Annotated in this window: 10 protein-coding genes; 8 read left to right on the top strand and 2 right to left on the bottom strand. The window is 72.0% G+C overall.

All coding sequences use genetic code 11. The features are described from left to right. Positions 1-4: 4 nt before the first annotated feature. Positions 5-1,279, top strand: a complete 1,275-nt coding sequence (locus AB0A94_RS04330; RefSeq protein ID WP_361738651.1) for a hypothetical protein — start codon at positions 5-7, stop codon at positions 1,277-1,279. Between the two features lie 66 nt (positions 1,280-1,345). Here the strand turns inward: AB0A94_RS04330 and AB0A94_RS04335 are convergent, their stop codons facing one another. Next, positions 1,346-4,663, bottom strand: coding sequence for a right-handed parallel beta-helix repeat-containing protein (locus tag AB0A94_RS04335; protein ID WP_361738654.1), 3,318 nt, complete (start codon positions 4,661-4,663; stop codon positions 1,346-1,348). A gap of 86 nt (positions 4,664-4,749) precedes the next feature. Here AB0A94_RS04335 and AB0A94_RS04340 point away from each other — a divergent pair, with 86 nt between their 5' ends. Further along, a complete protein-coding gene (locus AB0A94_RS04340; RefSeq protein WP_361738657.1) occupies positions 4,750-5,976 on the top strand; it encodes a S8 family serine peptidase in 1,227 nt (408 codons plus the stop codon). A gap of 185 nt (positions 5,977-6,161) precedes the next feature. On the opposite strand, the gene eccCa is transcribed toward AB0A94_RS04340, so the two are convergent. Then, positions 6,162-10,148, bottom strand: coding sequence for a type VII secretion protein EccCa (gene eccCa / locus AB0A94_RS04345; RefSeq protein ID WP_361739178.1), 3,987 nt, complete (start codon positions 10,146-10,148; stop codon positions 6,162-6,164). A gap of 300 nt (positions 10,149-10,448) precedes the next feature. On the opposite strand from eccCa, the gene eccD reads away from it, so the two are divergent. The 6 genes from eccD to AB0A94_RS04375 all read left to right on the top strand — a co-directional run. Next, a complete protein-coding gene (eccD, locus tag AB0A94_RS04350; RefSeq protein WP_361738660.1) occupies positions 10,449-11,846 on the top strand; it encodes a type VII secretion integral membrane protein EccD in 1,398 nt (465 codons plus the stop codon). Positions 11,847-11,863: 17 nt separating this feature from the next. Next, positions 11,864-13,336, top strand: a complete 1,473-nt coding sequence (gene eccB, locus AB0A94_RS04355) for a type VII secretion protein EccB (RefSeq protein ID WP_361738663.1) — start codon at positions 11,864-11,866, stop codon at positions 13,334-13,336. 372 nt (positions 13,337-13,708) lie between these two features. Further along, on the top strand, positions 13,709-14,059 hold the full coding sequence (locus AB0A94_RS04360) for a hypothetical protein (RefSeq protein WP_085571359.1): 351 nt from the start codon (positions 13,709-13,711) through the stop codon (positions 14,057-14,059). 69 nt (positions 14,060-14,128) lie between these two features. After that, positions 14,129-14,449, top strand: a complete 321-nt coding sequence (locus AB0A94_RS04365) for a WXG100 family type VII secretion target (RefSeq protein ID WP_361738666.1) — start codon at positions 14,129-14,131, stop codon at positions 14,447-14,449. A 28-nt stretch (positions 14,450-14,477) separates the two neighbouring features. Beyond that, complete coding sequence (locus AB0A94_RS04370; RefSeq protein WP_361738669.1) at positions 14,478-14,924, top strand: type VII secretion system-associated protein; 447 nt, start codon at positions 14,478-14,480, stop codon at positions 14,922-14,924. Positions 14,925-14,936: 12 nt separating this feature from the next. After that, a partial coding sequence (locus tag AB0A94_RS04375) for an AAWKG family protein (RefSeq protein ID WP_361738672.1) occupies positions 14,937-16,546 on the top strand: 1,610 nt, incomplete at its 3' end.

Genomic DNA, 16,546 nt, shown 5'->3' on the forward strand with positions numbered 1-16,546 from the left:
AACGATGGCAAGTCAGAAGAAGCCGCCCGTTCCCGACGGGTCCGACGGCACGGGCGGTTCGTCCGTCCGCAGGGCCGTCTCCCTCGGGTCGGCGGCGGCCGACCCCGGCCCGATGCTGGCACCGGCCGCACGGCGTACGGCCGCACCGGAGCCGGGCGAGGGCGGCACCGGGCGAGCGGAGGCTGCCCGTCCGGCCCCGGACACCGCCGAGAGCGAGGCCGCCCCCGAGCAGCCCGCCGCCACCGCCGGCACGGCCGCCACAGCCGGCACGACCGGGGAACCGGCGGCGAAGGCCACCGCGTCCGCCGCCGAGGAGCGGTCGGAGGCGGAGCGCGGCAGCGCCGCCGAGCCGGCCACGGGCCTCCGGGCCGCCCCGGACGCCGCAGCCGGTGCGGCCGGTGCGGCCGGCGGGGTCGGTGGGACCGCCGCGGCCGGTGCCGGTGCGGACGGACCGCCGTCCGGGAACCCGAAGAAGCCCCTGCTCGCCGCCGCCGGCATCGCGGGCGTCGTCCTCCTCGCCGTGCCGCTGCTGATCTGGGCCACGGACGACTCGCGGCAGGAGAAGAAGAAGGACGTGGCGGTGGCCGCCGGGTCCGACACGCTGCTCGACGAGGAGCCCCTGGAGGTGCCGAAGGGCGACTACGCCCCGGCGGAGCCCACACCGGAGCCCTCGACGAAGAAGCCGTCCGCCAAGCCGAAATCCGTCGTCGAGAAGGTGGTTCCGGTGACGAGTCCGGCGGCCCCGGTCAGCGAGTCGCCCAAGGCGACGGAGAAGAAGACGGAGAAGGCGGAGACCCGGGTCGAGGAGCGTGAGGCTCCCAAGGTCCCGCCGAACACCGCCGCCTACGCCGTTCAGCGGCTGGCCGCGTCGAACCCCGGCCGGCACATCTGCTACCGGGTCCACAGGAAGGGCGCCGGCTGGACGACCCCGAGGTGCGACGGGGCCATGTCGGGCAAGGGGCTGCCGATCACGGCCATCAACATCGCGGTGGTCGGCGCCAAGAAGGTGTCCGCCAACGAGTTCGTCCAGAAGGACGGCTGGACGACCGCGTGGTCGAGCGCGGCCGACGCGACGGATCTGACGCTGGGCAGCGACTCCCCGAACGCGCCGAACCTCAGCGGCTACGCCATCGGCGTCGACGACGGCAACGTCTGCCACCACCACAAGCTCGGCGGGCACGACTGGGGCGCCTATCTGTGCGAGTCGTCCCAGGGCTGGAGGTTCGGCGGGTCGCTGGAGCCGGACCTGTGGCTGGAGAGCGTCAAGTTCAACCTCTGAGGGACGCGACAGCGCAGTGGACGCCCGCCGGCTCCGGCCGGCGGGCGTCCGTCTTCACCGGGCGGGCTACCGCCCCAGGACCTGCCGGACGGACAGGTCCTCCGGCAGCAGCGTCGTGAGGTCGGTGAGGCTGGGCGAACTCAGCCCGCCCAGCCGGCGGGCCTGGTTCGTCATCATCGTCTCCAGCAGCTGCCGGGCGAGCCGCGCGTTGCCGAAGGACCGGTCGCGCGGGATGGCGTCCACATGGGCGCGCAGCGCCTCGAGGGTGGCGTCGGCGCACTCGTACCCGGAGGCCGCGGCGTGCCGGGACACGATGGTGACCAGCTCGTCCGTGCTGTAGTCCTCGAACGTCACGAACTTGGAGAACCGGGAGGTCAGACCCGGGTTGGAGGCGAGGAAGCGCCCCATCTCCTCGGTGTAGCCGGCGACGACGACCACGATCTCGTCGCGGTGGTCCTCCATCAGCTTCAGCAGGGTGTCGACGGCCTCGCGGCCGAAGTCGTTGGACGATCCCTCGGGGGTCAGGGTGTAGGCCTCGTCGATGAACAGCACCCCGCCCAGCGCGCTGGTGAAGACGTCCTTGGTGCGCTGGGCGGTGTGGCCGACGTACTGGCCCACCAGGTCCGCCCGCGCCACCTCCACCAGGGAGTCGCGGGGGAGCACCCCCAGCGAGTGCAGGAGCCTGGCGTACAGCCGGGCGACGGTGGTCTTGCCGGTGCCGGGCGGCCCGCTGAAGACGAGGTGGTTGCTGATCCGGGGGGCGGGCAGCCCCGCGGCGATCCGCTGCCGGGCGTTGGTCAGCAGACTGACCAGGTCGGCGACCTCCCGCTTCACGGCGGCGAGTCCCACCATGGCGGTGAGTTCGGCCATCGGGTCGGACGCGTCGTCGGCTTCCTGCGCCGTCCCGCCGACGGCCGCCGCCTCCGCGTCGCCGACGTCCTGCGGCAGCAGCAGCGTCAGGTCGTTCTCCGCCGGATCGGTCATGGCCGCGAGCCGGAACGCCTGCCGGTCCACCATGTCCTCGAACACGCCGCGGGCCGCGCGGCCGTTGCCGAAGGTCGCGTCGCGCGTCATCTGCTCGAAGCGCACGGCGAGGGCCTCCCGGGTCAGCGGCCCGAGCTCGAACTGGTGGCGGTGGCAGAGGCTCTCGGTGATCGTCACCAGCTCCTCCACCGCGTAGTTGCCGAACTCGATGGTGCGGGTGAACCGGGAGGCCAGACCCGGGTTGGCGGTCAGGAACGACTCCATCTGCTCGGAGTAGCCGGCCGCCACCACGACCACGTCGTCGCGGTGGTCCTCCATCAGCTTCAGCAGGGTGTCGACGGCCTCGCGGCCGAAGTCGTTGGACGTCCCCTCGACGGTGAGCGTGTAGGCCTCGTCGATGAACAGCACCCCGCCCAGCGCGCTGTTGAACGCCTCGGTGGTCTTGATGGCCGTACCACCGATGACCTGCGCGACCAGGTCGGCGCGGGCGACCTCGACCAGGTGCCCGCTCCTGAGCACGCCCAGGTCCGCGAGGATGCTGCCGTAGAGGCGGGCGACGGTGGTCTTGCCGGTGCCGGGCGGCCCCGCGAAGATCAGGTGCCGGCTCATCGACGGGACCGGCATGCCGAGCCGGCGCCGGCGCTCCGCGAGCTGGTTCAGGTTGACCAGCGTGTTCACCTGGTGCTTGACGTTCTCCAGGCCGACGAGCGCGTTCAGTTCGGCCAGCGGGCCCTCGGGCTCCGGCTCCTTGCCGGGCCCGCCCGGGGCGCCGTCCTCACCGACGGTCTCGGCGGACTCGCCCCAGCTGTCCGGCAGTCCGTTGTCCGCGCTGGTCAGCAGCTCGACCGTGAGCCGCTCGCTCGCGCGGCTCTGCCGCAGTCCCGCGCCCCTGTTGTCGCGCACGACGCACCGGGTGACGTCGACCGGCTCGGCGCTGTCGATCCGTACGCCGTCACCCGTACTGCCCGTGATCTCACAGGCGTTGAGGACGGCCCGGCCGCCGCGCGACACCTGGACGCCGTGCGCCCTCGAGCCGTGCACCCGGACCCGTTCCAGGGTGATCTCCGCGCCGTCCCGCACACCGACCCCGGCGTCGGCGCTGTCGCCGATCTCGCAGTCCCGCAGGGTGCCCCGGCCGCGTTCGCCGACGAGCAGGCCCGAGCGGGCGGCGGAGCTCAGCACGGTGTCGCTGATCTCGGGGTCGGAGTCGTCGTCGATGTGCACCGCGCAGCCGCCGGCGGACTCGATCTCGCAGTGCTCGAGCCGGCCGCGGCCGTCGTCGGTGAACTCGACGCCGTGGCCGCCCGCGCCGGTGACCCGGGCGCGGCGCAGCAGGGGGTTGGCGGCGGAACGCACGGAGATGCCGACGCCCGCCGCGTCCAGGACCTCCAGGCGTTCGAACTCGGCCGTGGAGTCGTCCGCGAGCTGCACCGCCCCGGCGGTGTCGGCGCAGTCGCTCACCACGGTGTCCCGCAGCAGCGGGGCGCTGCCCTCGACGACCCGCACGGCGGCCTCGGTGGAGCCGTGGAACGAGCAGTCCTCCAGGGTTCCGCGCGAGCGGTCCAGGACGAGCAGCCCGCTGGTCTTGGTGCGCCGGGTGACGCACCCGCGCAGCACCGGGTCGGCCCCGCCGGAGATGACGACGCCGCTCTGCGCGATGGACTCGAAGGAGGTCTCCTCGATCTCCGGGCGGGACATGCTGGTCACCAGCAGGCCCACCGAGGTGTGGTGCACGGCGCAGCGCAGCACCCGGGTGGAGCTGTGGCCCTCCAGGGCGATGGCCGGCTTGTCGGTGCCGGAGATGTCGCAGCCCTCCACGGTGCCCCGGGCCTCGCCGTTCGCCAGGACGCCGTTGGCCCGCGCGCCCCGGATGCGGCAGTCGCGCACCAGGGGCCCGGCACTCTCGCCGATGACCACGGCGGAGGTGCCGAAGTTCTCGAACACGCAGTCCTCGACGATGCTCTCGGACTGCGAGGAGTCGACGAGTCCGGCGCCGCCGGGGTTGCCGATCCGGCAGCCGCGGGCGGCCAGCGAGCCCTTGCCGCGCACCAGCAGCGCCGTCCACCCGGCACCGGTCACGGTGCAGTCGTCGAGCGCGGCCTGGCCGGCCGGCACGTCCACGACGGCGGCCTCCTTGTCGCGGCCCCGCAGGGTCAGGGCGCTGAGCATCACGGCGTCGGCCATGAGGGTGACGGCGGTGCCGTCCCGCGGGCAGAGTTCGACGGTGCCCGGCTCGCCCTCGCCGACGATCGTCACCCGGTGCCGGATGACGAGGTTCTCGGCGTAGCGGCCGGGACGGACCCGGATCACCGCCCCGGTACGGGCCTGGGCCAGTGCCTCACCGATCGTCTGGAATCCGTCCGACCGTTCCGGGCCGACCGTGAGTATTTGCCGTACCACGCCTCGAACCTCCTTGTGCTGCTGCGGTAGTTGGCGTTGTGCGCCGTACATCTTGTGTGCATATCATGCGCGCTATGCGGAATGTCATGAAAGGTCGGAGTGCGGGCCTCGTGCTGGCGATCGCCGTGGTCCTGCCGGTCACGGGCGGGCCGGCCCTCGCCCTCCCCGCCGCCCCGGCCGCGCCCGCCGCGCCGTCGGGGAGCCCCGGCGCCGACGATCCGGGGGCCACGCTGCTGCCCCCGCTGCCCGTCCGGCTCGGCGAGGACAACCCCTGCACCGGGGCCTCGGGACAGACGGCCACCGGAGCGGCGTGGTCGCAGACGGCGCTCGGACTCTCCCGGGCCCAGCGGATCTCCCGGGGCGGCGGCGTGACCGTCGCGGTGGTCGACACCGGTGTCGCCACCGGCGTGCCCGGCCTGTCCGGCAGGGTGGAGTCCGTCGGCGCGGCGGCCGAGGACTGCGTGGGCCACGGCACGTTCGCCGCCGGCCTGATCGCCGCCGCACCGCGGAAGGGCAGCGGCATCACCGGGGTCGCCCCGCAGGCGGAGATCCTCGCCCTGCCCGGCACCGACGACCGCGGGGTCCCCTCCGTGGAACGCGTGGCCGACGGCATCCGGACGGCGGCGGACCGCGGCGCACAGGTCATCTACGTCGGCCAGGTCCTGCGCACCGGCAAGGCCGAACTCACCGCGGCCGTCGCCCACGCCACCCGGCGCGACGCGCTGGTCGTCGCCCCGGCCGCCCCGGACGCCGTGCCCCGCGAGGAGCAGGGGCCCGACGGCGAGCTGCCGGAGGGTCCGTACTGGCCGGCCGCCGCGCCCGGCGCGCTCGCCGTCGTGGACTTCGGCCCCAGCGGCGTACGGCAGCAGAACGCGCCGCCCGCCCACGAGCCCGACCTGTCCGCGCCCGGCGGCGAGATGGTCAGCGTCGGCCCCGCGGGCTCCGGCCACTACATCGGTTCCGGCGCCTCGCTGGCGGCGGCGGGCGTCGCGGGCACCGCCGCACTCGTCCGCGCCTACCACCCCGACCTCACGGCGGCCGAGGTCGCCCGCCGCCTCCTCGACACCGCCTACCCGTCGGACACCCCGCGCCTCGACCCGTACGCCGCCCTGTCCCTGATCCAGGACCGCACGACGTCCCCCGCGCGGACTCCCGCCCCCGCCCACATGCCGGCCCCCGCCGACCCCACCCCCCACCACCGCTCCCTGACGATCGCGGCGGTAGGCCTGGCCACGGTCCTCCTCCTGGCAGCCCTGGCCGCGGTGATCCCCCGAGGCCGCACCAGGAACTGGCGCCCCCCGACAACCCCTTAGCAACGCCCCCGCCGCTCCCGCGGGCAGTCGTGCCTCCCCCAGAGCCCGAAAGGGCCTGGGAGGTACCCCCAGGGCGGTACGGGTGGGCGCGAGGGCACCCCGCAAACCCCACCCCACCCCGCACGGACGCCTCACGACGCACGGACGCCTCACGACGCACGGACGCCTCACGACGCACGGACGCCTCACGACCCGTCCCCCACAAGCCCCGTCTGCACCTGCAAGGTCTTGCGCCGGGCGATCCGCACCGCCCGCCCCGGAATCAGCTCCCGCCCCTTCACGCTGCCGAAGAGGTACCCCTCACTCGGCGGGCACGACATCAGCAGACCGGGCGTGTTGACCTCCTGCAGCCGCCGCAGCAACGACTCGTTCAGCCCACGCCCCGCCCCCGCCGACGACCGCGCCACGATCAGGTGCAGCCCCACCTCGTGCCCCAGCGCCAGATGGTCGAGGAGCGGGGCGAACGGCTGCGTCATCGGCCCGCCGCCCACCATGTCGTAGTCGTCGACCAGGATGAACAGCCGCGGCCCCTGCCACCAGTCGCACAACCGCATCCGCGACGGGGCGATGTCCTCCCCGGGAACCCGCTGCTTGACCGCCCGCGCCGCCCCGTCCACCAGGTCCCGCAGCATGTCCAGGGACACGGCGTGCCCGAGCCGGTACGCCTCGGGAACGCTCTCCACCAGCTCCCGCCGGTAGTCCACCGTCATGATCCGCGCCTCGGCCGGCGTGTACCGCTCGGTGATGCCGCGCGCGACCAGCTTCAGCATGTTGGTCTTGCCGCTCTCCGTGTCGCCCACCACGATCAGGTGCGGGCTCTCGGTGAAGTCGTGCCACACCGGCGCCAGTTCGTTCTCGTCCAGGCCGATGGCGATCCGCAGGCCGTTCTCGCCCTCCGCCTCCGGCAGCTCCTCGACCGGCAGCTTCGCCGGCAGCATCCGCACCCGCGGCGCGGTGGGCCCCGCCCAGTTCTCGGCGATCGCGGCGACCAGCCCCGCGACCCCGTCCGCGAGGTCGTCGGCGTCCTCGACCCCGTCGACGCGCGGCAGCGCCGCCAGGTAGTGCAGCTTGTCCGAGGTCAGCCCCCGCCCCGCGCTGCGCGGGATCGTCGCCGCCTTCCGGGAGTCGATCTGCGAGTCCATCGGATCGCCCATCCGCAGCTCCAGCCGGGTCCCGGTCTGGTCGCGCACCGAGGACGACAGCTCCACCCAGCGGGCGGTGGTGACGATCAGGTGGACGCCGTAGTTGAGCCCGCGGGCGGCCAGCGCGTTGAAGGTGGGGATGTGCCGGTCGAAGTCCTGGCGCACGGTGGCCCAGCCGTCGATGGCCAGGAAGACGTCCCCGTGCGGCTCGTCGGGGAACTCGCCCGCCGCGCGCCGCTTGCGGTACGTCGCCATGGAGTCGATGCCGTGCTCCAGGAAGAACCGCTCCCGCCGGGCGAGCAGGGTGGTGACCTCCGCGATCGTACGGCCCACCCGTTCGGTGTCCACCCGCGCCGCGACCCCGCTCATATGGGGCAGCTCGTCCAGCGAGGCCAGCGTGCCGCCGCCGAAGTCCAGGCAGTAGAACTGCACCTCGCGCGGGGTGTGGGTGAGGGCCAGCGCGGTGATGAGGGTCCGCAGCAGGGTGCTCTTGCCGCTCTGCGGGCCCCCGGCGATGGCGACGTGGCCGCCGGCCGCCGACAGGTCCACGGTCAGCAGGTCCCGCAGCTGGTCGAAGGGCCGGTCCACGACGCCCACCGGCACCGTGAGCCGTCCCCGCAGCGGCCAGTCCGCCGTGGTCAGGCCGTACCGCGGATCGGGTGCCAGCGGCGGCAGGATCTGGTCCAGGGTGGCCGGCCGGCCCAGCGGCGGCAGCCACACCTGGTGGGCGGGCGGTCCCGCCCCGCGCAGCCGGTCGAGCGCCACCGACAGCAGCGTCTCCCCGCCGCCGTCCCCCTCGCCCGGCGCCTCCGGCTCGTCGGGCTCGCCCGCCGGGTCCAGGTCCGGGTCCGCGGGCGCGCGCGGCACCACCCACTCCGCCGTCCACGGCACCACCTGCCGCGCCACCTGCGCCTGCACCACGGCCCGGCGCCGCTGGTACGGCCCCGAGACGTACGCGGCCCGGAACCGGGTGAGCGCGTCGACGCCGCTCTTGAGGAAGCCGGCACCCGGCTGCGCGGGCAGCTCGTAGGCGTCCGGCACGCCGAGCACGCCCCGGCTCTCCATCGCGGAGAACGTCCGCAGACCGATCCGGTACGACAGGTGGCTCTCCAGCTGGTGCATGCGGCCCTCGTCCAGCCGCTGCGAGGCGAGCAGCAGGTGGACCCCAAGGCTGCGCCCGAGCCGGCCGATCATCACGAACAGCTCCATGAAGTCGCGGTGCGAGGCCAGCAGTTCGCTGAACTCGTCGACCACCACGAACAGGCTGGGCAGCGGCTGCAGCGGCGTCCCGGACTGCCGCGCCTTCTCGTACTCCAGCGCGGAGGTGTAGTTGCCGGCGGCGCGCAGCAGCTCCTGCCGCCGGATCAGCTCCCCGTGCAGGGCGTCCTGCATACGGGCGACCAGCGCCACCTCGTCGGCGAGGTTGGTGATGACCGCCGAGGTGTGCGGGAGTTCGTCGAGGCCGAGGAAGGTGGCGCCGCCCTTGAAGTCGACGAGGACGAAGTTCAGCGTCTCGGAGGAGTTGGTCAGCGCCAGCCCCAGCACCAGCGTGCGCAGCAGCTCGCTCTTGCCGGAGCCGGTGGCGCCGATGAGCATGCCGTGCGGTCCCGTACCGCCCTGCGCGGACTCCTTGATGTCCAGCTCCACGGGCCTGCCCTCACCGCTCACCGCGATCGGCACCCGCAGCCGGGCGCTGCCCGTCGCCTTCTCCCACAGCGTGGCCGGGTCGTGCCGGTGCAGGTCGGGGATGTTCAGCAGCGAGGTCAGCTCGACGTCGTCGGCGAGCGGCTTGGAGTCGTCGCCGCCCACGCTCATCCGGTACGGCGCCAGCAGCCGGGCGAGCGCCAGCGCCCCCACCGTGCCCAGCCGGTCGGGCCGGCCGAGCACCGTCGACTGCTCCTTGCGGTCGCGGTCGGTGCGCACCAGCGCGACCCCGCCCTCGTCCACCTCCAGGCGCAGCGTGGTCCGCCCGGGCTTCCAGGCGAGCGCCCCGGTGAGGTCGAGCACCACCGCGTTGCGGAAGCCGTGGCCGTCGAAGCGGTGCCCCGCCGGCACCGTGCAGCCGTCGATCACGACGACCGTGTACGGCTCCTCGCGTCCCGGGACCGCGTCGGGGTCGGCGCCCGGCCGCTCCAGGAACTCGGCACCGAGCAGGTTCTCCAGCTCGGTGAAGGCCGAGGCGATCAGGCGGGCCGGTCCGGCGCCGTCCTCCTCGTGCCGGTGCAGACTGTGCGGCAGCCACTTCGCCCACTCCCACTCCGCGCGCCGCTCGTCCGAGACGCACAGCGCGATCCACAGGTCGTCGGGGGAGTGGAACACCGCCAACTGCGCGAGCAGGGCCCGGACCTGGGCGCGTATCCGCTCCTCGTCCCCGCGGAACAGCACCTTCGACCAGGCCCGCAGATAGATCGCGATGGGCTGGTCCCGCACCGTGGAGTAGGCCTTGGTGAAGCTGCGCAGCGCGTGCGCCGACAGCGGCTCCAGGTCCTCGACGGGCTTGGTCGACAGCGGCGTCAGCTTCATCGCCAGCCGCTGGTCGCCCACGCCCATCCGCACCTCGGCGAAGTCGTCGTCCGACGCCCGCCGCTCCCACAGCCGGGTGCTGCGCACCAGCGACGACAGCGCGTCGGGTTCCGGGTGGCGCCAGGCGAGGGCGCGCTGCTGCTCGACGATGGACGCCCGCACCATGCGCCGGGTCTGCCGCAGGTACCGCAGGTAGTCGCGGCGCTCGCCCTTCATCCGCTCCTTGCGCTCGCCGTTGCGGCGCATGACCTGGCCGAGCATCATGCCCGCCGACGCGATCACCATCACACCGAGCGCGATGTAGATGAATCCGCCGCTGTCCCGGCTCATCCCCGGACGCATGAACATCAGCATCATGGAGACCGACATCAGCGCCATCGGCAGATACGTCCACACCGCGGAACTGTCCGGCACGACCTCCGGAAGCGTCGGCGGCTCCTGAAGACTCAGTTCCCCCGACGGCATTTCCGGCCCTTTGCGGCGGGCCGGCCGGCGGAACAGGATCACGCTCAACGAACGTCCTCCTCAACGATTTCGGAAGGAATTCCGGAGGAACCTCGCGGGAACGACGCGGGTTTTTCCGTAAAGAGTCAGAGTCCCGCGCGACGGCGGCGGGAGAATTTCCAGGGGGTTCCGTAACGCTGAACTCCCGGAGTGGTGTTGCGAAAAGCCCGGCGTACGGTCAAACTCGTCGGCGCATGCCCCGTCCGACTTCTCCGTCGCGTTCGGCGACCGGCCGGTGTGCCGCTGCCACCTTCCAGCCACCGCGTATCGCGTGGTCCGCCAGAAAGTGTGAACCCCGAGCCCATGACTGAGATCCAGACGGCAAGCCTGTGCCGCGTCACCGTACGTGCTCCGGCCAGGACCGTCGACCTGGCCGTGCCCTCCGACGTCCCCGTCGCCGACCTGCTGCCCACAGTGATCGGCTACGGAGGGGACGACCTGGAGGAAGCCGGCCTGGAGCACGGAGGTTGGGTGCTCCAACGCCTCGGCGGTCCACCGCTCGACCCCGAGAGTACCCTGGACTCCCTCGGTCTGCGGGACGGAGAGGAGCTTTACCTGCGGCCGCGCACCGAGGCGCTGCCCGAGGTGCACATCGACGACCTGGTCGACGGCATCGCCGACGGCATGGGCCGCAGGCCGCACGGCTGGAGCCCGGAGGCCGGCCGGCGCCTGCTGCGCGGACTGGCCGCGGCCACCCTCACGCTGGGCATCGTGCTGCTGGCCATGCCGGGAACGGCGGGCTGGGTGCGGGCCGTCGCCGCCTCGGCCGCCGGACTGCTGCTGATCGCCGGGGCGGGCTCCGCCTCCCGCGCCGTCGGGGACGCCGGAGCCGGCTCGGTGCTCGGCCTGATGGCGGCCCCCTACTTCGCCCTGGCGGGCTGGCTGCTGCCCGGCGGCGACCTGGGCGGAGCCGACGGCGAAGCCGTCCTCGGGGCCCGGCTGCTGGCGGCGTCCGCGGCCGGCGGCGCGGGCGCGGTGCTCGCCCTGGCGGCGGTCGGCGTGTACCCGGCGCTGTTCATCGGCGCGGCCTGCGTCGCCGCCGCGGGCGCGCTCGGCGCCGCCCTGATCACCCTGGACCTGGCGCCGCAGCAGGCGGCCGGCGTGGTGGCCGTCGTGGTGGTGCTCTTCGGCGGGTTCGTCCCGTCGCTGTCGTTCCGGCTGGCCGGCATGCGGATGCCGCCCCTGCCGACCAACGTCCAGCAGCTGCAGCAGGGCATCGACCCGTACTCCTCCTCGGACGTCGACGCCCGCTCCGCGCTGGCGGACGGCTGGATGACCGCCCTCTACGGCGCCATCGGCCTGGTCTGCCTGCCCTGCCTGGTGGCCCTCATGGCGTCGCCGGGCCTCGCCGAGATCCTCACCGTGGTGGCCCTCTCCCTCCTCCTGCTGCTGCACAGCCGGGGGCTGGGCAACGTCTGGCAGCGGCTGGCGTTGACCTGCGCCGGGGCCTGGGGCGTGGTCCTGCTGCTGTTCGTCTCCGCGCGCTCCCTCGCCCCGGCGGACCGGCTGACCCTGACGGCCGGCCTGATGGGGCTGGCCGCCGCGATCACCATCGCCTCGTGGACCGTGCCCGGACGGCGACTCGTCCCGTACTGGGGGCGCGCGGCCGAGCTGCTGCACTCGCTCGCCGCCCTCAGCATCCTGCCGCTGACGCTCTGGTCGATGGGCGTCTACGGCTGGCTCCGCGGCATCAACGGCTGACCCGGGAGAACGGCGACATGCACAGCAAGCGCGACCAAGTACAGGCGCACCTCTTCATCATGGGCCGGCTGGCCTCGGCCATGCTGCGCTCGGAGCCCGACGCCCCGGAGAGCCCGCTGGGCAGGACCAACCGCGGCGCCGCGATCGGCGTGATCATCGCCTTGCTGGTGTGCGCGGGCGCCTTCGTCTTCGGACTCCTGCGGCCCGGCGGCAACGACTCGTGGCGTTCGGGGGAGAACCTGATCGTCGACAAGCAGACCGGTGCGCGCTACCTGTACCTGGACGGACGGCTGCGCCCGGTGCGCAACCACGCGTCGGCCCGGCTGGTCACCGGCGGCGAGGTCGGCGTCACCACGGTGGGCACGTCCTCGCTGGCCGGCACCCCGCACGGAACACCTGTCGGCATCCCCGACGGGCCCGAGGCGCTGCCGGGCACCGGTGACCTGGACCGCACCCCGTGGCTGGTGTGTTCCGGCGTCCTGCCCCGGACGACGGGCGTCGTCACGGTGACCACGACGCTCGCCCTCGGCGCCGACGCCCCGCAGGACGTGTCCGGCGGCCGGCGACTGGGCGAGGACGAGGGCATGCTGGTCACCGGCCCGGACGACGCCACGTACCTGCTGTGGCAGGGCAGCCGGCTGCGGCTGGACGAGCGGGCGAAGGCGGCCGAGGCCCTCGGGTACGGCGACGTCACCCCGCGTCCCGTCTCCGCGGCGTTCCTCGACTCCTTCCCGCTGGGACCCGACCTGGCCCCCGCCGAGGTGCCCGGCCGGGGCGGGAAGGGCCCCGAACTGGCCGGGTCGAGCACCCGGATCGGGCAGCTCTTCAAGGTCGACGTGCCCGGCTCGGCCGCCCGCCTCCACCTGCTCACGAAGGACGGGCTGGTGCCCCTGACGGACACGGAGGCGGCCCTCCTGCTGGGCGATCCGCGGACGCGGGAGAAGGCGTACGGCGGGGGCGCCGCGACCGTGGCGACGCTCGGCGCGGACACCCTGGCCGGGCATCTCGCCCCCGACGCGCGGAACCCCGAGCCGGCGAGACTGCCCGCGCGGCCGCCGAAGGCGGTCACCGTCGCCACCGGCTCCGTGTCCTGCGCGGAGGTCGACTCCACGGACTCCGGGGTGCGGGTGGGCGCCTCGGTGCTGCCCGAGGGCGCCCTGCCCCGGGCCGTGCAGGCACCGGCGCCCGAGGTCGAACCGGGCTGCCTGAAGGTCGACTCCATCGCGGTACGGGCCGGAAAGGGCGCGCTGGTCAGGGCGTTGAGCGCGAGCGGCAGCGCGCTGGGCGACACCACGTACCTGGTGACGGACGAGGGCGTGAAGTACCGGCTGCTGTCCCAGGAGGCGGTGAAGGCGCTGGGCTACGAGGGCGTCGAGGCGCGGACGATGCCGTCCCCGATGCTGGCCATGCTGCCCAGCGGTCCGGACCTGACCCCCGAGGCGGCGTCCGCGGGCGAGGCACGGGTGACGCTGCGGTGCCCCGGAAGGTAGCGGGCGGGAGGGGACGGCCGGGCCCCGCCGGTGATCGTCCGGAAGGGAAATTCTTGGCGTCCGCCCGGTCACCTCACGTTAAGCCGGACCCCCGGTGGCCTCCGGCGGACGGTACCGATGCCCGATCTGTCCGGCCGGACGCACTACGCCGCTCACTTGAGCGGCGTGAATTCCTGGAAATTGCTCAATTGAGCTTCCGAAAAGAGGACTTCGCGGTTCCGCGGGCAATTGCCAAACAAGTTGTGGCCTGCATAGCATCTGGCCACCCCAGGCCCCCGGCGCGTCAGTCGTGATCGCTGGGCCGCTCTGTCTGCCCACGGAGTGGAGTGGGGGCCGCAGTCCGGTGAGTGTCGCCGAAAAGGGAGTTCTCTCATGGCCATGCAGCAGTCCGAAGAGCGCGCGACCCGCAACGGGATCATGGCGCTGGAACAGGCCTTCACCGGTGTCCAGCGCTGTCAGCAGGACGTCCAGTCCACGTCGCACACGCTCGCCTCGAATTACGGCGGTGTGGACGGCGGGAAGTACAAGAAGCTGCTGGAGCAGTGGGACGAGCACGTCGACACCATCCTGATCAACCTGGACCGGATGGTCGACGAGCTCAACGGCACCCTCCGGGAGCACGGGCTGGTGCAGGGATCCACCAGCGACGCGATCGACTCGGAGTACTCGCGCTCCACGCAGGTGTTCGATGAGCTCAACGGCACCAACACGTCGTCGAACTGACCCCGGCGCACCCAGCAGATCTCCCAGCCCTTCCAATCACGTCGTTCTTCCGGTGAATAGAGGACTCCGATGGACTTCTCCGATGGCTACATCTACGTCGACTACAACCATGCCGAAGGCGCGGCGGACGACATGGTCAGCCAGTCCCAGTCGATCATGAGCATCCTGGCCAACCTGGAAATGGAACTGGCCGAACTCCGCAACAGCTGGATCGGTGAGGACCGGGACGTTTACAGCGAGGTCCAGGCGAAATGGGACAACGCTGTCGAGAACATCAAAAACCTGCTCGCCAACCACTCCGGCCTGCTCACCGAGATCTCCTCCAAGTACCGCTACACGGAGCAGAACCTGACGCAGCGGTGGAGCGACATCAGGATCGGCAGCCGCTGACGCCGGCCGGTGACGGAAGGGTGATCGCATGGCCGTCACGGTCCTCGACAGCACGTTCCTGAAGAATTTCATCAACAACCAGATCGACGACTTCCGGAAAAGCCTGGAGAACATCCTCAAGGACAGTCCGAGCGCCGGCCCGGCGATCTCGTTCATCGCGGACAGCATCTCGACCACCACGATCCTGTCCTCGAAGCCGCTCGTCCTCGGCCCCATGGCCGACGAGAACAGCGTGGTCGGCGGGGGAGCCCTGAACAAGGTCATCCAGCAGGGCGCGGGCGAGGTCGAGCGCATCCTGGAGGACCAGACGGTCCTCTTCGAGGACCTCGAACAGGCGCTGTGGGACACGATCGACGAGCTGGCCAAGGCCCAGGGAAAGAACCTCGAGAACATCACCGCGGACGAGTTCATGGACATCTTCGAGGATGTCGACAGTGATCTCGGCAATTCGGGCGGCAACGAAGAGGAAGAGTAGCGGAGTTCGGCGATGGCCAGCCCCAAGGACAACAACGACGACTACTGGAAGAAAGCAGTCGACCTGCTCACCGGCTACGTCCTGCCGGAGCGGAAGACGTTGTTCGACAACCTCAAGGGCAACGACGGCATCCCGATGATCCACGTCCGGGTGGAGGACGAGGGCGGTCCGGGCTATTCGTCGGGTTTCCTGTCCTCGGGTGGTTGGGGCACGCACAACACCAACTACACCATCCCGTACTACCAGCCGGCCGGAAACGGAACGGACGTCTCCGAAGGCAGCTACCTCTACCAGTACCGCGTGTACATCACCTTCCTCGCCACGCCCTCGGCCGCGCCCCCGAGCGGGGAGAACGTGATCGCGAAGTTCGAGAAGACGAGCAAGGTCCTGATGGACAAGGGCGGCTCGAACAGCGACGGCGAGAAGCTCAAGTGGGACACCAGTGCCCTGGTCCAGTACATCTACGGTTCCAAGGCCGCCCTCGACCAGCTGACGATGTGGCCCTACTCCACCCACGGATTCGAGGACCGCGGCATCAAGGTGAGTGACGGCACCTACGTCGACCTGCTCACCTTCACGAAGACGGCCCAGGCGTTCGACCGGGTCGTCAAGTTCTTCCAGGACAGCGCGGTCACCATCGGCAAGTGGGACACCGAGAACATCGGAGAGGGCAGCGACTCCTGGGACGGCACGTCGGCCGCCATCTTCAAGGAGCTCATCCACAAGCTGGCCCGGAACTACGAGGGGTACGCCGACCAGATCGACGGCAAGGGCACCGGGGGCTCCGCGGTCACCATCGACACGGTGACGGTGACGTCCGAGCCGGCCCGGGCACTGGCCGCGGCCCAGGGCGTCGTCCTCGAGCAGGCGCAGAATCTGCGCGACGCCTGGGTGGCGTGGCGGGCCGAGAGCAATCCGCAGCGCTGGCTCTACGACATGCTGCAGGACGCCCGGTTCAACCTCATCGACAACCAGTTCAGCAAGACGGACTTCGAAACGGTGTCCAGTGGCTCCGGGCCGTACACCACCTGGCACAACTACGTGGTGTCGACCGCCGGCTTCCGGAACGAGATCGTCATCGGGGAGAAGTCGTACGGCAAGCCGAGCGACATGACCACGTGGAAGGCGATCGCCGACGAGGCGGTGCGCCGGTGGGAGCAGTCCGTACAGGACTGGCTCAGCACGAAGGGCGCCGAGGCCATCGTGGCCATCAACAAGGCGTTCAAGGAAGCCGAGAAGGCGTTCGACACCAGCATCACCGACAAGGACGACCGCCCCCTCTCCGAGATCTCCGCCAAGGCGGAGGCCAAGGCCGAGAAGAAGAAGGCGGAGGCCGAAGCGGCGGCTGCCAAGGCCCAGGCCGAGAAGGAGAAGGCCGAGGCCAAGGCCGAGCGGGACAAGGAGAAGGCCGAGGCCAAGGCCGAGCGGGACAAGGAGAAGGCCGAGGCCAAGGCCGAGCGGGACAAGGAGAAGGCCGAAGCCGAGAAGGAGAAGGCCGAGGCCAAGGCGGAGGCCGAGAAGGAGAAGGCGGAGGCCAAGGCCGAGCGGGACAAGGAGAAGGCGGAGGCCGAGAAGGAGAAGGCCGAGGCCAAGGCCGAGCAGGAGAAGGAGAAGGCGGAGGC

The sequence above is a fragment of the Streptomyces sp. NPDC044984 genome (assembly GCF_040646935.1).
Classification (GTDB): domain Bacteria; phylum Actinomycetota; class Actinomycetes; order Streptomycetales; family Streptomycetaceae; genus Streptomyces.